The sequence below is a fragment of the Marinobacter nitratireducens genome, assembly GCF_000708045.1.
Classification (GTDB): Bacteria; Pseudomonadota; Gammaproteobacteria; order Pseudomonadales; family Oleiphilaceae; genus Marinobacter; species Marinobacter nitratireducens.
Window position 1 is genome coordinate 80605 of sequence record NZ_ANIE01000007.1, and the last position, 19427, is coordinate 100031.

At 57.5% G+C, this 19427-nt stretch carries 16 protein-coding genes; 7 read left to right on the top strand and 9 right to left on the bottom strand.

Annotated elements, in window-relative coordinates; genetic code table 11:
• Positions 1-64: 64 nt before the first annotated feature.
• On the bottom strand, positions 65-1204 hold the full coding sequence (gene dctP, locus D777_RS11565; protein ID WP_051669076.1) for a TRAP transporter substrate-binding protein DctP: 1140 nt from the start codon (positions 1202-1204) through the stop codon (positions 65-67).
• A 290-nt stretch (positions 1205-1494) separates the two neighbouring features.
• Here dctP and D777_RS11570 point away from each other — a divergent pair, with 290 nt between their 5' ends.
• The 6 genes from D777_RS11570 to astE all read left to right on the top strand — a co-directional run bounded on the left by D777_RS11570 (position 1495) and on the right by astE (position 6630).
• Positions 1495-2256, top strand: coding sequence for an FCD domain-containing protein (locus D777_RS11570; RefSeq protein WP_036132308.1), 762 nt, complete (start codon positions 1495-1497; stop codon positions 2254-2256).
• A gap of 68 nt (positions 2257-2324) precedes the next feature.
• Positions 2325-3095: an ABC transporter ATP-binding protein gene (locus tag D777_RS11575; protein ID WP_036132309.1), complete on the top strand. Its 771-nt coding sequence runs from the start codon at positions 2325-2327 to the stop codon at positions 3093-3095.
• Between the two features lie 82 nt (positions 3096-3177).
• Complete coding sequence (locus tag D777_RS11580; RefSeq protein WP_036132310.1) at positions 3178-3933, top strand: transporter substrate-binding domain-containing protein; 756 nt, start codon at positions 3178-3180, stop codon at positions 3931-3933.
• Between the two features lie 49 nt (positions 3934-3982).
• Positions 3983-4687 (top strand): ABC transporter permease, encoded by a 705-nt coding sequence (locus D777_RS11585; protein WP_036132311.1) that lies wholly within the window; start codon positions 3983-3985, stop codon positions 4685-4687.
• A 3-nt stretch (positions 4688-4690) separates the two neighbouring features.
• Positions 4691-5413, top strand: coding sequence for an ABC transporter permease (locus D777_RS11590; RefSeq protein ID WP_036132312.1), 723 nt, complete (start codon positions 4691-4693; stop codon positions 5411-5413).
• Positions 5414-5580: 167 nt separating this feature from the next.
• The gene (gene astE, locus D777_RS11595) at positions 5581-6630 is read left to right on the top strand and encodes a succinylglutamate desuccinylase (RefSeq protein WP_036132314.1); all 1050 of its coding nucleotides are present in this window, start codon (positions 5581-5583) and stop codon (positions 6628-6630) included.
• 7 nt (positions 6631-6637) lie between these two features.
• Here the strand turns inward: astE and D777_RS11600 are convergent, their stop codons facing one another.
• Positions 6638-9664 carry an efflux RND transporter permease subunit gene (locus tag D777_RS11600; RefSeq protein ID WP_036132316.1) on the bottom strand — a complete coding sequence of 1009 codons (3027 nt, stop codon included), beginning with the start codon at positions 9662-9664 and terminating at the stop codon, positions 6638-6640.
• Positions 9664-10743: an efflux RND transporter periplasmic adaptor subunit gene (locus tag D777_RS11605; protein ID WP_036132317.1), complete on the bottom strand. Its 1080-nt coding sequence runs from the start codon at positions 10741-10743 to the stop codon at positions 9664-9666. The genes D777_RS11600 and D777_RS11605 overlap by 1 nt, the downstream gene beginning before the upstream one ends.
• A 165-nt stretch (positions 10744-10908) precedes the next feature.
• On the opposite strand from D777_RS11605, the gene D777_RS11610 reads away from it, so the two are divergent.
• Positions 10909-11571, top strand: a complete 663-nt coding sequence (locus D777_RS11610; RefSeq protein WP_036132318.1) for a TetR/AcrR family transcriptional regulator — start codon at positions 10909-10911, stop codon at positions 11569-11571.
• Here D777_RS11610 and astB read toward each other — a convergent pair.
• The 6 genes from astB to D777_RS11640 form a co-directional block, all read right to left on the bottom strand.
• Positions 11553-12890 carry an N-succinylarginine dihydrolase gene (astB, locus tag D777_RS11615; RefSeq protein WP_036132319.1) on the bottom strand — a complete coding sequence of 446 codons (1338 nt, stop codon included), beginning with the start codon at positions 12888-12890 and terminating at the stop codon, positions 11553-11555. The two genes, D777_RS11610 and astB, sit on opposite strands and share 19 nt — an antisense overlap.
• A 17-nt stretch (positions 12891-12907) precedes the next feature.
• Positions 12908-14386 carry a succinylglutamate-semialdehyde dehydrogenase gene (gene astD, locus D777_RS11620; protein ID WP_036132320.1) on the bottom strand — a complete coding sequence of 493 codons (1479 nt, stop codon included), beginning with the start codon at positions 14384-14386 and terminating at the stop codon, positions 12908-12910.
• A 1-nt stretch (position 14387) separates the two neighbouring features.
• On the bottom strand, positions 14388-15482 hold the full coding sequence (gene astA / locus D777_RS11625; RefSeq protein ID WP_051669077.1) for an arginine N-succinyltransferase: 1095 nt from the start codon (positions 15480-15482) through the stop codon (positions 14388-14390).
• 28 nt (positions 15483-15510) lie between these two features.
• Entirely contained in the window at positions 15511-16527 is a 1017-nt protein-coding gene (locus D777_RS11630; protein ID WP_036132321.1) for an arginine N-succinyltransferase, read from the bottom strand.
• 9 nt (positions 16528-16536) lie between these two features.
• The gene (locus tag D777_RS11635) at positions 16537-17751 is read right to left on the bottom strand and encodes an aspartate aminotransferase family protein (RefSeq protein ID WP_036132323.1); all 1215 of its coding nucleotides are present in this window, start codon (positions 17749-17751) and stop codon (positions 16537-16539) included.
• A gap of 101 nt (positions 17752-17852) precedes the next feature.
• Positions 17853-19304 carry an exonuclease domain-containing protein gene (locus D777_RS11640; RefSeq protein WP_036132324.1) on the bottom strand — a complete coding sequence of 484 codons (1452 nt, stop codon included), beginning with the start codon at positions 19302-19304 and terminating at the stop codon, positions 17853-17855.
• Positions 19305-19427: the final 123 nt, after the last annotated feature.

Here is a 19427-nt window from a genome sequence, read left to right on the forward strand (position 1 = left end):
TGGACCTGAAGCCCCGGCATTCCCTGCCCTTCCCCGCATTATCGTTATTGTTGAATCAGCTGGATTACATCTGCTTCTTGGCAGCCTCGAGGTCTTCCTCGGTGATGTAACCGACGGTATCGTTCATCATGTACTTGAGCTGCATGTCGAAGATCTCTTTGGCATCCTCGTTCTTGTTCGCCCAGTTGTACCAGATGGGAATCGCCGCACGACGGAACTCACGGAGATCTTCCTGGCTCAGCCGGGTGACCGTGTCTCCATCAGCCTTGAACTTTTCCATGGCTTCGATGTTGCGCTTCTGGATGGTCAGGTAGTGCTTCTGTGAGTAAATCCGCACTTCGTCTTCGACCAGTTGCTGCAGTTTCGGATCCAGGGCATTCCAGGCTCGCAGGTTGACGGTCAGGTCCATCAGATCCACCGGCTGGTAGATGGACATAACGCCCGGAGGCCCAAAGATGATGTAGTCGGTCACCTGAGAGAAGCCCAGTTCGTAGTTCACCGCGGGGCCTACATAGTCCGCTGCATCGATGGTGCCCTTCTCGAGCGCAGGGAAGATATCGGAGCCCGGCAGACTGACGGTGGATACGCCGAACTGCTGGAACACTTCAGCCACCATGCCGCCCGGAACACGGATCTTCATGCCCTTGAGATCTTCAAGACTGTTGACCGGCTTCTTCGAGTGGATGATGTTCGCATCGTGCTGAATTGGACCTACATAGAACAGGCCGTACTTCTTGTAGATTTCACGGGTCTTTTCCAGCATTCCCAGGGAATAGAACATGGTGTCCCACTGGTGGGGCTGATCCGGGCCAGCCGGGTAGGACGACAGGAATACGGATGCCGGGATCTTACCGGACCAATACAGGGTGAACGGGTTCATGCCTTGCAGAACGCCATTGCGCACCGCATCAAACAACGCGTTGTTGTCTGCGGCCACCGCTTTGGCCGGGTAGGGTTTGAATACCAGTTCACCACCGGACTTTTCTTTGATGCTCTCGCACCATTCCTCGAACAGGTCATAGCCGACGGTGCCGGCATCCCAGACAGACTGGATTTTCCAGGTAGTCGCTGCCTGAGCCTGCCCCGCTCCCATCAGCATGGCGCCAGCAAATGCAGCTCCCACAGCGGCGGTTTTCAAAAAGCTGCGACGAGGCGGCGTGTCGGCAGCCTCACAATGATTACGGATGTTCTTGTTGGAATTCATCAACTCTATCTCCGTTCACGTTATTTTTTTAAGTCAGAGTCTTAAGCAACGTTCGTTAGGTGACGGCTAAGCGGTTTGCGCCCGCCGGCATCTGAAAGATATTCGTCACGAATTCCAAAATAGTCCAGATAACGGAACACTGGTCAGACCAGTTTTTAATTTACAAAAAATGGACGAACACGACGGAATCAGCCATATTTACGGGGCTCAGGAGCACTTCAGTTGATGGATCAATCAGGTAAAATCAAAACAACGACTGGTCAGACCAGTAGCTAGAGACAGGCAACTGAATGGCAATTTCCCAGGAAATCTCATACCGGCTCGAACGGCTGATTCTTGATGGCGGCCTCGCGCCCGAACAGAAAATCCCCTCCGAGCGGCAGTTGGCAGCTCGGCTAGGCGTGTCGCGCGCGGTCATACGCGAAGCCCTTCACGAGCTTCAGGGTCGCGGAGTGATCGAAACCCGCCACGGCAAAGGTTCGTTCGTTGCCAGCATGGTGCCGCAACCGGACAACACCAGTGACCACAGCCCTCTGATGCATCTGTTCGAAGGGCATCCCCGAACCCTTTACGATCTCCTTGAGGTCCGGGAACAGCTGGAAGGGCAGGCCGCTTTCCTGGCCGCGCAACGAGCAACCAGCCTGGATCGGCACCGGATTACCAAGGCTTTCAAGGCCCTGGAAGATACCGACCCACTCAGCAACGCCCGTCCTGATCACGGCTTTCATCTGGCTATTGTCGAGGCCTCGCACAATCCCGTTCTGGTGCATGTACTCAACAGCCTAAAAAATATGATGCTGATGACGGTCCAGGCCTCCGTGGCCAACCTCAACCCCCGGGAGGAGATGCGTAAAAAGATCGTTCGCCAGCATAGACAACTCTATGATGCCGTCATGGAGGGGAAACCGGCGATCGCTCAGAAAGTGGCCACGGCCCACGTTCGATTTGTGAGCGAAGCCATGAGGGATATGGAAAAACAGGGCAGCAAGGTGATCCGGATGCCTGTCCCGGGGGAAATCCCGGCACGGGATTCGCTTCAAAACCCTCATTAATAGGTATTGATTTCCTGTTCCACAGTACGTAAAACATGCGCCTTTGAATGACAGTCCAGGAGCCACCCATGGCGGACCAAGCACCCTTGATCTGCAGGGATATACATAAAACCTTTAATAAACTGGAAGTGCTCAAGGGCATCTCCCTGGAAACCCGAAAGGGAGATGTCGTCTCCCTGATTGGCAGCTCAGGTTCCGGCAAAAGCACGTTTCTGCGCTGTATCAACCTGTTGGAAACGCCAACCTCCGGCGACATTATCGTGCACGGCGACCCAATACGGTTCAAAGAAAATCGCAAAGGCGAACGAGTTCCCGCAGACAATCGGCAAGTGGAGTTAATCCGCGCCAAGTTGTCGATGGTCTTTCAGGGCTTCAATTTGTGGTCACACATGACGGTGCTGGAAAACATCATTGAAGCACCCGTCCACGTGCTCAAGGTCCCCAAAAAGGAAGCCATAGAGCGCGCCGAGGCCTACCTCCAGAAAGTCGGTATCTACGAACGAAAGGATTACTACCCCGCCCAGATGTCCGGTGGCCAGCAGCAGAGAGCTGCCATAGCCCGGGCGCTGGCAATGGAACCGGAAGTCATGCTGTTCGACGAACCTACGTCGGCACTGGATCCCGAGCTGGTAGGCGAAGTTCTCAAGGTTATGCAAAGTCTGGCAGAGGAAGGCCGAACCATGATCGTGGTCACTCACGAGATGGCATTTGCAAGGGATGTGTCAACTCAGGTCCTGTTTTTGCATCAGGGCGTGATCGAGGAACAGGGTACACCGGATAAGGTATTCGACAATCCCGAGTCTGAACGCATGAAACAGTTCCTGGCTCCAAAGTTTTGATACCCGGTGCTATCTTGAATCCAAGTTGACATGAAAACGTCAGAAAAATAAGCCCAAAAGGCAACAACTGGAGAAGTGACACATGAAAAAACTGATCGTTGCAGCAAGCTGCGCCCTCGCCATGGCGGCAGGTACCGTCCAGGCCAAAGACTGGAAAGAAATCCGCATTGCCTTCGACGTACCCTACGAGCCATTTGAGTACAAAGATGAAAACGGCGAACTGACCGGCTTCGAAGTGGAACTGGCGGAAGCCATGTGCGAAGAAATGAAAGCCGATTGCGAGTTCGTTATTCAGGCATGGGACGGCATGATTCCCGGCCTGCTGGCACGCAAGTTCGACGCCATCATGTCTTCCATGTCCATCACCCCTGAGCGCGCCGAGCGAGTCCTGTTCTCTGAACCTTACTACAACACGCCTGGCGGCTGGTTCGGACCCGACGCTTTCAACACTGACGTCACCGACATGGATGCCATGAAAGGCAAGACTGTGGGTGTCCAGCGCGGTACCACCATGGACACCTTCGTGACCGAAAACATGGGCGGCATCGTGACCATCAAGCGCTACACCACCGCCGATGACATGGTTCTGGACCTGGAAGGCCAGCGCCTGGACGTTGTATTCGTCGACTACCCGGTAGGCGAGCAGACCGTGCTGTCCAAAGACGGCTTCAAGGAAGTCGGTGAGCCGGTCAAGCTGGGCGAAGGTGTCGGCGTTGCCATGCGCAAGCGTGACAAGGACCTGGCTGGCAAGGTGAATGCGACGCTGAAGAAGCTGAAGAATGACGGCACTTACGATGCCATCATGCAGAAATACTTCACCTACGACGTCAAGATGTAAAACCTGTCGGGGTGGCCTCGTCGGCCACCCCTGCTGACCGGAATTATCCATGCTCGATCTGAAAGGCTACGGCCCGAGCCTGCTTGACGGTGCCGTCATCACCATCGAACTGGCCTTCCTATCTCTTGCCCTGTCGCTGGCCCTCGGGCTGATTGGCGCATCCTCAAAGCTGTCAGGCAATCGGCTGGCAAAAGGTATTGCGACAGGTTACACCACCGTCGTGCGTGGCATCCCCGACCTGGTGATGATGCTGCTTTTCTACTATGGCGGGCAAGTTGCGGTGAATAATCTCTCTGACTACCTCTGGGAAGCCTACGAGATCGACTTTTTCTTCCAGTTCGATCCCTTCATCTCCGGCGTGGTGACGATTGGACTGATTTTCGGCGCGTATATGACGGAAACCTTCAGAGGCGCCTTTCTGGCGGTTGAAACCGGACAGGTGGAAGCGGCCAAGGCCTACGGTTTTACCCGCTGGCACACCTTCCGTCGAATCATTTTCCCGCAGATGCTCCGGCACGCGCTTCCGGGCATAGGCAACAACTGGCAAGTGCTGCTGAAGACCACGGCGCTGGTCTCCATCATCGGTCTGACGGATATGGTCCGGGTTGCCGAGGAGGCTGCCAAGGCAGAGCGGATGCCATTCCATTTCTTCATCCCGGTTGCAGCGGTCTATCTTGCCCTGACCGCGGGCTCGGAGCTGTTTATCAAATGGCTCGACAAACGCGCCAATGTTGGCGTGGTTCACGGGGGATAAGTGATGCCTGATTTTATCGCCCAATGGCTGAACCAGAACGACATTTTTACCGCCATGACCATCATGGAATACTGGGACGGTCTGGTCACGACGGTTCACCTGGTGTTTCTTTCCCTGGTCATCGGTCTGGTGTGCGCAATTCCGCTGGCGATTCTGCGCACGGTTAAAAACCCCTTTGTCTCCGGTCCGGTCTGGCTGTACACCTATCTGTTCCGGGGTACACCGCTGCTGATCCAGCTCTATATCATTTATTACGGCATTGCCCAGATACCCGGTATTCAGGAAACTTTCTGGTGGGAGATTTTCAGGGAGCCGTTCTACCCTGCCCTTCTGGCCTTTGCTCTGAATACCTGCGCCTATACAACGGAGATCATTCGAGGCGCGATTGTCTCCACCCCGAACGGGGAAATTGAGGCGGCCAAGGCCTATGGTATGAACTGGTGGCTGCGCACTCGTCGGATTGTGCTTCCGAGTGCGGCGCGGCGGGCGGTGCAGGCGTACTCCAATGAGGTTATTTTCATGCTGCATTCGAGTGCGATTGCCAGCGTGGTGACGATTGTGGATCTTACCGGGGCGGCGCGGAACATTTACTCGCGGTTTTATGCGCCGTTTGATGCGTTTATCTTTGTGGCATGTTGTTATCTGGTGCTGACGTTTATTCTCGTGTTTGCCTTTCGCAAACTGGAGAGTCATCTTTTGCGGCATCAGAGGCCTATTCAGAACTAGGCTCTTTGTTCCCCTTTTGGCTTTGGTGCCGGGCCAGCGGGTTCATTGCCTTCCGGGAACCGCTACGAGCACATCCATGTGCGCTTGTTTTCGGCCATCCTTGGCCTTCAACATTCCCGGAAGGCAATGAACCCGCTGACCTTCTGACACTACTCGGGGACGATGACATGGATACTTCCTCTGAACTTTTTGGATCGTCCATCGACTGGCTGGCTCATACGCTCAACCACAGTGATTCGAATATCCCAACTACCACAATCCCGCTGGTGGACGACACAGAGGTGGTCCGGCAGGATGTCGGCATTCTGGAGCTGACGCCCCCCTCATCTCGCCCTAACACAAACCACGAAGCCCTTATCATTTCCGCCGGTGTCCATGGCAATGAAACGGCACCCATCGAAGTTCTGAACGAGCTCGTTTCAGATATCCTTCAGGGCGACCTGGTGATTACCTGCCCGCTGCTTCTGATCCTCGGCAATCCTCCGGCGATGGTGGCCGGGGAGCGGTTTCTGGATGTAAACATGAACCGGCTCTTTGCCGGCGCCCATTCCAGGCCAGAGTATAGAGAGTTTCCGGAGGCTGGTCGGGCCGGGGAGCTTGAGGAGCTCTGCCGGGACTTTGCAGCCCGGCACTCGGGGTTGGCGTTGAGTCATTACGACCTGCATACGGCGATTCGCCCCTCCCGCCGTGAGAAGTTTGCGCTTTATCCGTTTGTTGAAGGGCGCGAGGTGCCCGCCAGTCAGTGCCGTTTTTTGCTGGAAGCGGATGTGGAAACGCTGCTGCTTCAGCACAAGGCTGGCACCACGTTTTCGTCGTTTACGTCATCGGAGCTCGGGGCGGAGAGCTTTACAATTGAGCTGGGAAAGGTGCGGCCGTTTGGTGAGAATGACCTTGGCCGGTTTTCCGGTATCCGGGAGGCGCTGCGGCGGCGGTTTGCCGGCGAGTCAGCCCCTGCCTCATCCTCGGATCTCGATCGGTTGACGGTGTTTGAGGTGGTTCACGAGGTGCTGAATACGGGAGACGGGTTCCGGTTTCATGTGCCGGACGATGCGTCGAATTTTACCGAATACCACCCCGGCACAGTGATCTGGGAAGACGACAACACCTCGTACCGGGTCGGCGACCGCGCGGAGGCGATTGTGTTTCCGAACCGCCATGTGCCGGTCGGGCAAAGGGTCGGTTTGGTTATCAGGCCCCGGAAGGTATCCGGGGCCTGACCGGTGCTTATGCCGGGGCGTTTTCCGGTTCCGGTACCGGCGTCCGGATCAGTTGGGTACAAACCGCCGGGATGACCAGCAGGGTCAGCACAGTGGAAGCCAGCAGGCCGGAGATGATCGCCCAGGCCATGGGCGGCCAGAGGGTGGAGCTGGAGAACGCCAGCGGCAGGAGACCCGCAACGGTCGTTGCCGTGGTGAGCAGAATGGGCCGAGTGCGCTGCTCTACCGCTTTGCGTACGGCATTACGGATATCCTCGCCACTCGCCAGTTCCCTGTCCATCACGTCCAGCAGGACAATCGCGTTGTTGACCACAATACCCACCAGGGCGATCACGCCCAATAGGGACTGAAACCCGAACGGCGAGTCCGAAAGGACCAGGCCCGGGAAGATGCCCACGGTTGCCAGCGGCACGGTCAGCAGGATGATGCCGACCCGGCGGAAGGAGTTGAACTGAAGCAACAGGAAGAAGAGCAACAGCAATACGCCAATCGGGGCGGCTGTGAGCAGGGCGCCGTTGGCATCGCCCGAGCCTTCGGCATCACCGCCCAGTTCAATTCGGGTTCCCGGTGGCAGCGGTTGTTTTTCCAGCCCGGCGTAAAGGCCTTCCAGGGCCTGACTGAAACTGTAGCCGGTCAGCAGGTTGGCGGTCACTGTGTTCATCCGCACACCGTCTCGCAGGTATCGTGCGGCCGGCTCCCAACTGGTGCTCACACTGGCCACCGCTGACAACGGGATGGCATCGCCGCGGTCGTTATAGACGTTGACCGACAACAGTCTGGAGAGCGACAGGGAGGTGCCCTCCCGGGAACGGAGCACCAGCGGGATCGGATCTTCTTCCTGGCGGTACTTTTCAGCAACCACACCGAAGCTTTGGCCGTAAAGGCTCTGCGCGACATCGGCACGGGTCAGTCCATACCGGGCTGCCGTGGCGTCGTCTACATTGATGGCGATGCTCGGCACGCCGATATCGAGATCATGGCGAACGTCTACGGTACCCTGGGTGCCACGGAGGATGGCGAAGATCTGCTCCACCGCTTCGGCCCGAGTCTCGTCGTTGGCGTGGTATACCCGAACGGCGACCGGAGCCGCCCTCGGTGGCCCCTGGCCGAGAATACCGACGGTCACGTCCAGCTCCGGCATTTCATCTTTCACGTGAGCGCGTATCCAGCTCATCATATCCGTGGTATCCGCCAGCGTCGGCGTTCGCACAACCAGCCGTGCCCGGTTGGGTGCCTGAGGTGCCCTCTGCAGGTTGTAATAGAAGGTTGGCCCGGTGAAACCAACGAACCGGTGTACTTCCAGTGCTTTGGGCTGGGTCCGGATCATCTGTTCAAGCTCGGCAGCCGCTTCGGACGTTCGGCTCTGATCGGTCCCTTCCGGCATGTAAAGCTCAACAATGACTCTCGGACGGTCCGCATTGGGGAAAAACTGCTGGGCCATGAACGGCGTCATGCCAACGCTGATGACCACAAGCAGAGCCCCTCCGACAATCAAACGCCCGGGATACCGTGAAACCAGGCTTCCCAGATACTGAGCCAGCCCAAGAAGACGATCACGGGCCGTGTTTCGACGGGGTTTCAGGAACCGGGCGGCCAGCAGCGGGACGGCCGAGATTGCCAATAGATAGCTGACAGACAACGTCAGCATGATCATCACCGGCACGCCGCGCGTGAAGTCGGCGGCACCGCCCTTGGACAGCAACAACGGCGCGAATGCCGCCAGTGTTGTGCCCGTCGACGCACCCAACGGCCCCGCAAGTTCACTGACAGACTGGCGCAGGGCATCAAGACGACGCATACCCTGATCCAGGTATCCCTGGATGTTCTCGACGATCACAATGGCGTTATCAATCAGGATACCCAGAGAAATCACCATGCCGATCACGGCGATCTGATGCAGAACGCCGCCTCCGAGGTCATACAGGCCGATACTGATCAGGGCCACCATGGGCAAAATGGAGGCCACCAGTAGGCCCATACGAATGCCCATGCCGGTGAACACCACGGCGACAATAATCAAAACCGAAAGGACCAGGCTCCAGGCCAGGTTATCCAGCCGATCCTTGACCTTGTCGGGCTGGAAAAACATTTCGCGGATCTCGTAGGGCTCGAACTCCGCCCGGATCGTCTCGATCCGATCCCGGATACGCTCACCGAACCGGATGGCATCGGTGCTGCCCTCCTCCATGATGATCGACACCAGAACCACCCGCTCGCCGTCGTACCAGGTTTCCGGTTGCCGGGGTTCGGCAGGGCCGCGCCACACGTCAGCAGCGGCAGCCAGCGGTACCTGGGAACCATCGGGTAACTCGATCGGCGTTGCGCGAATGGCATCAATACTGGCAAATTCGCTATTCGGCAGCACGGAGAGTCGACGACCGTCGCTCACCACGAAGCCACCCGGAATAGTCTGGTTTCGTCTTGCCAGGGTATCCATGACCCGGGCCGGAGAGATGCCGAGCCGGAACATCGCGGCGTCATCCAGCGCCAGTGTGATCTGCTCGTCAGCATCGCCCTCAAGGTCGATTCTTGAGACACCCGGGATATCCGCCAGATTCTGTTTCAGCCGCTCAGCAACCTTGCTCAACTCGGTGACCGAAGGCGAACCGGACACCGCCATCACCACCGCCGGTATGTCGATCAACCGGTCATCCAGAGCCATCTGGCTGACCTCATCCGGAAAATCCATTCGGGCCCGGTCCATGGCCTGGCGCACCCGATCCCAGGCCGGGGCGGTGTCGTAGATGGTATCGTTAAGCCTCAGCCTGACCAGAGCAACCCCCGTTCGCGCCGTGCCCTGACTGAAATCCACTTCTTCGACCTGACGCAATTCGTCAGCCAGTGGACGCAGCACCAGGCGCTCGACATCCTCGGCGCTGGCACCAGGGTACTGCACACTGATCAGGCCAGCGCGGTAGGGAAACGAGGGATCTTCCTGCCTTGGCATGGTGCTGTAGGCCGCCACGCCGAGCAGGCAAAGCATGGTTACGACCATGCCCAGGAGACGCTGACAGTTAAGAAGGCGGCGAGTCATCAGCGCACCTCCACCGCATCACCGTCGGTCAGCCTGGTCATACCCGCATAAACCACCTGATCACCCGGTGTAAGAGATTCCGAACGGACAACCACCCGCTCGCCAATAACCCGGTCAACACTCACCGGGACTCGTCGGGCAACACCGCCCTCGACGCGATAGACGCCCGTCCCTTCTGCCGTGCGGATTACGGACAGTAACGGTACGGTTGTCGCTTCAACCCGTACCGGCGTAATCCCCACCTCGACAGGCTGTCCAGCCTCCAGGCCGCCGACCGGCAAACGAACAAGAATCGGGTGCAGCTCACCCCGGATGGAGCCGGCCTGGGCGATCTCCACGACTACCCCCGTCTGTGCCGGCTGGGTACGATCCTGAACCGGCCACACGGGCAAGCCCTGCTGTAGCTCTACATGTTCGAGCAGGTAGGCCGGAACACGAACCTCGACTTCCCTTCCATCGGGTGAGGAAAGGCGGACAACCGGCTGCCCGGCAGCAACAAACTCATCCCGCTCCACCAACAACGCCTCAACCCGCCCCGAGAAGGGAGCCCTGAGTACACTTTCTTTCAGTAGCTGGGTCGCCTCTGCCAGGGCTGCCTCTGCCGTCGCCACACTGGCCTTGAGGCCGTCACGGCGGGCAGCAATCTGCTCCAGGCTCTGCTCGGACACCACCCCGCGTTCGTGAAGGCTGCTGGACCGCTCCCACTCTCGCTTGGCTTGCTCATACTGGGTTGTCAGCTCTTCCAGTTTGGCACGGGCGGAGTCCCGTGCCGGCGCCAGAGCCGGGTTGTATACACGAGCCAGAACAGCGCCGGCATTCACCTGCTGGCCAAGCTCTACGGATCGTTCTTTCAGCGTTCCGCTGACCTGAAAAGTCAGAGTTGCCCTCTGGCTTGCCCGGACAATGCCCGAGAATCGCAGCGGAATATCCTGGGCCTCGCCACCGGCAACCTCGGACACCCTGACCGAGACACCCGCCGATGGCGTCTCCGAAGCAACCTCACCGGCCCGGCAACCTGCGAGCAAAACGAATGCAGCCGCTAACAAGACAGTAACTGGGGATCTGAGGAGTAGCTTCATGATTCATCCTTTCATCCGTGTTCCGTTGATGATGGATTACCACGTCCGTTGGTAATCCAACTTGTGTTTTCGACATAATGTCATTCTTTGACATTTTGTCAATGATCAGGTTTCATTCGCTTTCAGGTATGATGCGACAGCAGTAACGAACAAACGGGCAACAACATGACAGAACCGCTGAAATCGCGCCGGGAGCGGGAAAAACAGGCTCGCTACGACGCCATCCTGGACGCCGCAGAACTGGTATTTTCAGAAAAGGGTTACGAGCGGACATCAATGGATGACATCGCGCGGACCGCCAGCCTCAGCCGGGCATTGCTCTATGTCTATTTCAAGGACAAAGCGGCCATTCAGCGGGGCATCATGCTCAGGGCCGGACAGTGCCTCACAGCGCGCTTTGAGGAAGCCAGGAAGACCGCAGAGACAGGCCTGGACCAGATCACCGCGATGGGCATCGCCTACTACCGGTTCTACCAGGAAGAACCCGACTATTTTTCGGCGCTGACACAGGCTTCTACCGCCATGGTTGAGGCCGACGCCGTCCAGGCGGAAGAAATGCTGTGCTCAAAATCGGAATTGATGGGGCTTATGATAGGCGCCATCCGACAAGGTCTTGAGGACGGCACCATGAGCCGGGAGAGAATCAACGATCCGGAGCAGACAGCGCTATACCTTCGCGGGGCACTGCACGGAGTGATCCTGCTTTGTCAGTCAGAGCTCGGGAATGACATGAGCAGCCAGGGCGACAACTTTCAGGCCGACGCCCTTATCCGCCATTCAATGGATATGCTTACTGCGTCCATCGCCTCTCAGAGCTGGAAGTCGTAGATCGAACCCAACCCCAGAATACCGGTCAGCTCATCCAGTGCCTTGCGCACTTCTTCCAGCAGCATGGGGTCGGCCAGGTCAGATTGTGACAGCCGATCCCGGTAGTGCGCTTCTACCCAGGTAGTCAAACGTTCGTACAGCGCATCGTCCATCAGCACCCCCCGGTGCATCGCCGCAAGCTCGTCATCGTTGAGTACCACCCGGAGGCGCAGGCACGCCGGGCCACCACCGTTTCGCATGGATTGCTTTACGTCAAACACCTCCACCGAGGTAATCGGCCCGCCAGCCTGTATCAGCTCGTCCAGGTATCGACTGACCGAGGCAATCTCGCGACACTCCCCTGGTACCGCCAGCATCATGCCGTCCGGCGTATTCAATAACTGGCTGTTGAACAGGTAGGAGGCCACGGCATCTTCGATGGGCACCTCGTCACCGGATACGCGAACAGCCTCCAGCTCAGCACCGGTCAGGCGAGCCCGAATATCCGACAGAACCTGCTCTTCATCGAGGAAAGCCATCTCATGGTAGAACAGAGCATTTCCATTGCCGACGGCGATCACGTCGTTGTGAAAAACGCCGGCATCAATGGCTTTGGGATTCTGCTGCGCAAACACACAATGCGCATCGCTCAGGCCATGCAGGCGGGCGATAGCCTGGGATGCCTCCAACGTCTGTCTCGCCGGGTACTTCGAGGGTGCGGCAGCCTGCTCATTGAACGCCACCTGCCCGTACACAAAGAGCTCGACCCCGGAGGCGCCATAGGCATTGCATAGCCGGGTGTGATTTGCTGCGCCCTCATCCCCGAACTGAGCAACAGACGGCAAAGCGGGGTGGTGGGCGAAATAGCCCTCATCCCCGAAAATGGACTTCAGCGCTCGGCCGGTGACCCGGTGTTCGATAGAACGGTGAAACTTGGCGCTCAGATTGGCCGGGGTAAAGTGCACCCGATGGTCCGCGGTGTCGGCGCTTGGGGAAACGGTCGCAGCATTGGCCGTCCACATGGCCGAAGCGGAGGACGCTGCTGCCAATAGCGATGGATTAGCCTTGACCACCTGCTCAAGCACCCGCGCATCACTGCCATCAAAACCCAACGCCCGCAGCGTTGGCAAATGTGGCCGCTCGTGGGGAGGCAGTATTCCCTGCACATACCCGCGATCGGCCAGCCGTTTCATCTTCGCCAGCCCCTGCAGCGCCGCTTCCCTGGGATTGGAGACCGAGTCTACATTGGACTTCGATGCCACATTGCCCCAGGACAGGCCCGCATAGTTATGGGTCGGCCCGACCAAACCGTCAAAATTCGCCTCAACTGCATGCTTCATAGCCATCGGTCCTGTGGTTACTTGCTGAAATCCAGGCCGGGCGCCAGGGACTCCGGGAGCTCACTTCTATCCGCCTCGAGCGAGGCCATCGGCCAGGCACAGTAATCCGCAGCATAGTAGGCACTGGGGCGATGGTTTCCGCTGGCGCCGACACCACCAAATGGCGCCGCACTGCTGGCGCCGGTCAGCGGTCGGTTCCAGTTGACAATACCGGCCCGGGCTTCTTCAACCAGCCGCTCATACAGCTTGCGGTCGTCACTCAGGATGCCCGCTGACAATCCATAATGGGTATCGTTTGCCAGCTCCAGCGCGTCATCGAAACTCTTGTAGCGGTATACCGTGAGCAGCGGACCGAAAAACTCATCGTCAGTCAGATCGACGCCGGTGGCATCAACGATTCCCGGGGAGAGAAGCCCGGTACCCGCCCTTACCTGTTTCATCTCCAGTAATGACCTGGCGCCTTGTTCAAGCATCGATGCCTGCGCATTCAGCAGTTTTTCAGCGGCGCCTGCCGAGATTACCGACCCCATAAACGGCTGGGGCTCGGCATCGAAATCACCGACCTGAATACGCGCCGCCACCGCAACCAGTCGCTCGAGGAACTCGTCACCCTTCTTGCCTTTCGGCACCAATAGCCGGCGGGCACAGGTACAACGCTGCCCGGCCGAGAGAAAAGCAGACTGGAGGGCATGATGAACCGCGCCGTCGATATCGGCCACGTCCTGAACGATCAGCGGGTTGTTGCCGCCCATTTCCAGCGCCAGTATTTTTTCAGGCTGCCCGCCAAACTGCTTGTGCAGCAGGTGCCCGACCGTCGAGCTGCCGGTAAAGAACAGCCCATCAACCATTCCGTGCCCGGCCAGGGACTTGCCGGTATCAGAACCACCTTGCACAAGATTGATTACGCCATCCGGAATGCCGGCCTTCTCCCAGAGTTTGACGGTCATTTCCGCCACACCCGGCGTCAGTTCACTGGGCTTGAAGACTACCGTGTTTCCTGCCAACAGGGCCGGCACGATATGCCCATTGGGCAGGTGCCCCGGGAAATTATAGGGGCCAAACACCGCGACCACGCCATGGGGGCGATGGCGCAGCACCGCATGACCGCCGGCCACGTCGCTTTCCGAGTGCCCCGTGCGCTCATTGTAGGCTTTCACCGAAATGGCAATTTTGCCAATCATGGCCGCCACTTCCGTCCGGGACTCCCACAGGGGTTTGCCGGTTTCCAGTCCGATTTGATGCGCCAGAGCTTCCTTGTTTTCTTCCAGCAGCCCCCTGAAGGCTTCAACCACTGCGAGCCGCTCCGCAAAACTCTTACGGCGCCAGGCAGTGAATGCATTTCTCGCCTCACGCACCGCGGCATCAACGTCTTCCAGGTTGGCGCCGACACCATCCCACACGACATCCCCGGTCACCGGCTGTACCGATTCAAAGGGCTGTCCATGGCCTTCGATCCACAATCCGTCAATAAATAGCTCGCCTGTCAGGTTTGTCATTTCAACGCACCTCCCGGTACTGGAAACTTCGTTCTCTGTGATAGTGGTTGGGCCATGGGCCGGAATCTTTCAAGGGCGCCAGCCTGACCGGGTCCCCGGATTCAACACGCAGGGCCGCAGCCACCTCCGGAGAAAGTTTGACCGTATCCGGATCCACACAGCTGATTGGAATGGTGGTCACGCGGAAATCCTGGAACGACCGGTTTGAGATCATGGCCCGTTCGGAGACAGGGACATCAAGATCAATCGGCTTTCGAGTAACCATGGCGTGGCGATTTACCGATTCACGCACCGTGCGGATGTTGTGAACAAACGCCTCGACCACCGGCCCACCGTCAAAGATGTCCACCAGACCGTTGAAGTTGAACCCCTCAGCCTGCAACATCTTCAACGCTGGCGCCGTGTTGTTGTGTACCCGGCCAACCACCGATCGGGCCGACTCCGGCAACATTGGCAAATAGATGGGATACTTGGGCATCAGCTCGGCAATGAACGACTTGTTCCCGAGGCCGGACAGAACATCCGCCTGGCTGAATTCCATATCAAAGAACTTGCTGCCCAGAGCATCCCACAAGGGGCTTTGCCCATTGCTGTCCGAGACACCCCGCATCTCGGCAAATACTTTCTCGGAGAAATGCTTTCGGAACTCATCGAGGTACATAAACCGGCAGCGGGATAACAGCAGGCCGTTGCCTCCACCCTTGTAGTCGTCGGACAACAACAGGGAGCAGATTTCACTGGTGTCCGTCATGTCGTTGGAGAGATGAAGTGTTGGCGTGCGCACGTGCACACCCAGCTCCCGGGATGCGTTAACGGTCACGCTCAGGCGATAGTTATAGAACACCTCATCCAGCCCTACACGGGCCTGGATACCGCTGATCCCCACGGTCTTCCCGGAGCCAATGTCCTCAAGAGCAAATAGATACAGTCCCGCTTCCGGCGCACAACGCTGATTGAACGTTTCCTGTGCCAGATCGATTTTCCGCTGCAGCAACTCCCGGTCAGCTGGCAGGGTTGTCAGCCCTTTTCCGGCATTCTGCGCCATGGCGTAAAGGTCATCGAGGTCACCGTTTTGCAGCGGACGAATTACCAGCATGCTTTCGCCTCCTGAATTACGACAGCGGTCATAACGGTGCAATCCTCACCGGATCTCCCGCAGTTTTTCCCAGCGCCTTCCAGGTTTTGACCGGCACCTTAACCTGATCATCCAGCGACTCATATACGGTAGTCAGTGTGCACCGGAAATCCGAGCCATTTCCTGCAGCGATCAGACAGGTATCACCACGCTCGTCATGGGAAGCGTGCAGGGTTTTGCGACGACTGGTCACGACCGTGTGAAGGCTATCCGTGCGAGCTTCCAGGACAGGCCCCGCATCGAAAATATCCAGGTGACAACCGGCCTGGAAACCCTCGCGTTTCAGCAACTCCAGATTAGGCACTGTCAACTCATGAGCCTGCCCCAAGGCCGTCTGGGCCGCCTTGGAGAGCAAGGTCACATAAATGGGATTGGGCGGCATCAACTCGGCGATAAAGGTCTTGCTGAGCACACCTGAATACTGATCGGCCGTATCGAAATCCATGTTGAAAAAATGCCGACCCAGACTGTCCCAGAATGGCACATTGCCGCTGTCTGTCTGCACCCCCTGAATTTCAACAACCACCCGACTGTTGAACCACTGTCGGTGCTCGGCAATAAACAGCATCCGTGACCGGGACAGCAGCTCGAAGGCGTTCGTCCCCCTGAGCTCGGGACGAATGGAGAACGAACACAGAAGCGTATGATCGGTCAGTCCATGTGAAGGATAAAGAACCTCGACTCTGCGGGAAATCCCAAGTTCATGGGAGGCATGGATAAGTGCATCACGTCGATAGTTGTAAAAGGGCTGACCATTGCCAGCACGGGCATCAATGGCCGCCGTGCCGTCGATGGCACCGGTTTCGGCATTCTGCAAAACAAACAGGAACCGGGCAGGCCGATCGTCAGGGGCCTTACCGTCAAACGAGAGCAGGGAATGCTCAATTTTCCGGGACAGAGCCTCGGGTTGTTTAGGCAAGGTTGAGGAGAGGCGGGCACACTGGGTGCCCGCGATTTCGAGAATCTGGTCCAGATCATCCAGCTCTGCCGGACGCACCAGCCACATAAAGACTCCTTAGGCCGCCAGTTTTTTCACCGCCGCTTCAAACCGCTCGAGTGCGTCATCAATATCAGTTTCCGGGATAATCAGAGACGGCGCCAGGCGAACCACATTGGCCCCCGCTACCAGCACCATCACGCCCTCGTCGAGTCCTGCGTTCAGGAAGTCCTTGGCTTTGCCCTGCCACTGCTCTGTCAGTACGCATCCGAGCAGTAACCCGGCGCCGCGCACTTCGCTGAAAACACCATAACGCTCACCGATGTCTGTCATCGCTTTGCGCAGGCGCTCCGAACGGGCCTTAACCCCTTTAAGAATATCTGGCTGGCTGACCGTATCGATCACCTTCTGGGCAACCGCACAAGCCAGGGCATTGCCACCGTAGGTGCTGCCATGGGTTCCTACCCCAAGACTCGCTCCTACTTTTGCCGTCGTCAGCATGGCGGCGACCGGGAAGCCTCCGCCCAGCCCTTTGGCACTGGAAAGAATATCCGGCACCACGTCATACATCTGATATGCGTACAGGAACCCTGTACGGCCGACACCCGTCTGGACTTCATCAAATACCAGCAATGCATCATTCTCATCGCAAAGCTTACGGAGCCCCTGAAGAAATTCCGGATCCGCCGGCAACACGCCGCCTTCACCCTGAACTGGCTCGACCACAATTGCGCAGGTCTTTTCCTTCGAAATCAGTTTTCTGACGGATTCCAGATCATTGAATTCTGCATGATGAATACCACCCGGCGCAGGCTCGAATCCCTCCAGGTATTTCGGTTGCCCACCGACGCTGACCGTAAACAAGGTCCGACCATGGAAGGAGTTGCGGAAAGAGATGATTTCATTCTTTTCCGGGCCGAAGTGCTCCCACGCATAGCGACGGGCCAGCTTGAACGCGGCCTCGTTGGCCTCACCGCCGGAGTTGGCAAAGAACACACGCTCGGCAAAGGTGAGGTCGCATAACGTCTTGGCAAGGCGCAATGCGGGCTCGTTGGTCATGACATTGGAGAGATGCCAGATTTTCTCAGACTGTTCCTGAAGCGCCCCCAGCAAGCCCGGGTGGGAGTGGCCCAGACAGGTCACGGCAATACCACCCTGCAAATCCACAAACTCACGGCCTTCCTGATCCCAGATTCGCGAGCCCTCCCCTCGAACCGGCACGATAGAACCGGGAGCATAATTGGGGACCATGACTTCATCGAAGAGTTCGCGACTGACGGGTTCTCTGTTCATAAATCTCTCTCGGGGAAAGCGGCTAAACCAGTAAAAATAGTTCAGTGACAGCGAAGAACAAGTAAGTACCTTCGCGGACACCTCCCCATAATATACGCCACTCAAGGCATAAGAACATCCGGCTGTCTGGCCGCGGGCAATTCAATCACCCGGAACGATTGTGAGGTTTTGCCCAGCAGTGCACTGACAAGGAGCTTGTAGGAATCGAGATCAAAGCTCACCGATTGACCGCGGAACGACATCCCGTCCAGCTCGCGCTCATCATTGACTGTCGCAACATGAACCCAGTTGTAAACCACGAGAATGTCTGTGCGATCACGCTCAGCATCGTGCTCCACCACACCCACAGGGCCTGACCAGGGCCAGGTTTTCAGCCGTAACCCGTGGAACGCAATCTGGGTACGGAGGTTGTAACGTGTCACGTCCTCAAGCGCCTCGCACGCCCCCCGGCAACGCCCCAGGGAGCGCTGGAAACACGGTCCCGGCTGCTCCGGCTCAAGCCCCAACAGGCGGTTACAGAGATCGTTTGTTGCCGCTATCCCGCTCAAGGCTCTCTCCGCATCCCGCTTGCTGCGGAAAAGCCCGAAATAATCCCCCAGTCGATGGGCTTCGATCTCCCGAACCATTCTCGCCTGCAGGTAACCAGCCTCGTTTTCCCGAAGTTCCAGGGTGACGAGGTTTTTGGCGGCACGTGAACGCCGGTTGAACATGGGCTTCAGAGTTTTGATCTGCTTCAACTCCAACAGCAATGCGCCGAGCTCTCCTGCAGTCTCTGTCCACTCAACCCTCCGCAGAGCTTCCGACATCCTTACACCGCGACTGCTGGCATGGTCCCCCGAGAAATGGGAAGCAACGCGCTGGGCAATATTGATGCTTTTACCTACATATAGCAGAACGTCGTTATCACCATAGAAGCGATAGACACCAGGGCAGGATGGAAGCCCTTCGAGCACCTCCGGCGCAAGATGTGATGGCACGCTCGGGCGTTGCAGTAAATCCCGGATCGCCTGTTCAAGCACGTGCCTGCCTCGTTCAGCCAAGGCATGCTGAAAGAAAGCCTGCATCGCGGCCACGTCTCCCATTGCCCGGTGCCTTTCAACAGGCGGCAAGCCATGACGCTCAATCAACGCGTCCATGTTGTGGCGGCGGAACCCGGGGTAGAGTCTGCGAGACATTTTGACGGTGCACAGAACCCGAGCGGAAAACGGCCGCCCTATCCTGCGGAACTCAGCCTTGACGAAGCCATAGTCAAAACGGGCATTGTGAGCGACAAACACCGAACCCTTGAGCTTTTCCTCCAACACATCCGCAATCTCGCCAAACCGGGGAGCCGTCTCGACCATCCCATCGGTGATACCGGTAAAGCTCTGAATAAAGGTCGGGATCCGGGTCTCCGGGTTTACCAGCGTTTGCCACTCACTGACAACGTTGCCATTACGCCAGAGACGCAAAGCGATCTCGGTTATACGATCGCGGGTCGAATTGCCGCCCGTGGTCTCTACATCGAGGAACGCGAAAGTGGCATCAGTCAGATATGTACTTTGGGAGGTCATGACTCATCATTACGAAACGAAAGCAACCGCAGATGTCTGTATAAAAACGAAAACCTGTTATAGACATTCGTCTAATCTCTGTACGAATTTATTTGAATTGTCACACTTTCGTAACTACTTTGT

What these genes read in the sequence shown, in the direction of transcription:
- dctP (WP_051669076.1), bottom strand. Translation starts at nt 1,204, where the DNA reads ATGAATTCCAACAAGAACATCCGTAATCATTGTGAGGCTGCCGACACG.
- D777_RS11575 (WP_036132309.1), top strand. Translation starts at nt 2,325, where the DNA reads ATGGCGGACCAAGCACCCTTGATCTGCAGGGATATACATAAAACCTTT.
- D777_RS11610 (WP_036132318.1), top strand. Translation starts at nt 10,909, where the DNA reads ATGACAGAACCGCTGAAATCGCGCCGGGAGCGGGAAAAACAGGCTCGC.
- D777_RS11605 (WP_036132317.1), bottom strand. Translation starts at nt 10,743, where the DNA reads ATGAAGCTACTCCTCAGATCCCCAGTTACTGTCTTGTTAGCGGCTGCA.
- astA (WP_051669077.1), bottom strand. Translation starts at nt 15,482, where the DNA reads ATGCTGGTAATTCGTCCGCTGCAAAACGGTGACCTCGATGACCTTTAC.
- D777_RS11570 (WP_036132308.1), top strand. Translation starts at nt 1,495, where the DNA reads ATGGCAATTTCCCAGGAAATCTCATACCGGCTCGAACGGCTGATTCTT.
- D777_RS11640 (WP_036132324.1), bottom strand. Translation starts at nt 19,304, where the DNA reads ATGACCTCCCAAAGTACATATCTGACTGATGCCACTTTCGCGTTCCTC.
- astB (WP_036132319.1), bottom strand. Translation starts at nt 12,890, where the DNA reads ATGAAGCATGCAGTTGAGGCGAATTTTGACGGTTTGGTCGGGCCGACC.
- D777_RS11600 (WP_036132316.1), bottom strand. Translation starts at nt 9,664, where the DNA reads ATGACTCGCCGCCTTCTTAACTGTCAGCGTCTCCTGGGCATGGTCGTA.
- D777_RS11630 (WP_036132321.1), bottom strand. Translation starts at nt 16,527, where the DNA reads ATGTGGCTGGTGCGTCCGGCAGAGCTGGATGATCTGGACCAGATTCTC.
- astD (WP_036132320.1), bottom strand. Translation starts at nt 14,386, where the DNA reads ATGACAAACCTGACAGGCGAGCTATTTATTGACGGATTGTGGATCGAA.
- D777_RS11580 (WP_036132310.1), top strand. Translation starts at nt 3,178, where the DNA reads ATGAAAAAACTGATCGTTGCAGCAAGCTGCGCCCTCGCCATGGCGGCA.
- D777_RS11585 (WP_036132311.1), top strand. Translation starts at nt 3,983, where the DNA reads ATGCTCGATCTGAAAGGCTACGGCCCGAGCCTGCTTGACGGTGCCGTC.
- D777_RS11635 (WP_036132323.1), bottom strand. Translation starts at nt 17,751, where the DNA reads ATGAACAGAGAACCCGTCAGTCGCGAACTCTTCGATGAAGTCATGGTC.
- astE (WP_036132314.1), top strand. Translation starts at nt 5,581, where the DNA reads ATGGATACTTCCTCTGAACTTTTTGGATCGTCCATCGACTGGCTGGCT.
- D777_RS11590 (WP_036132312.1), top strand. Translation starts at nt 4,691, where the DNA reads ATGCCTGATTTTATCGCCCAATGGCTGAACCAGAACGACATTTTTACC.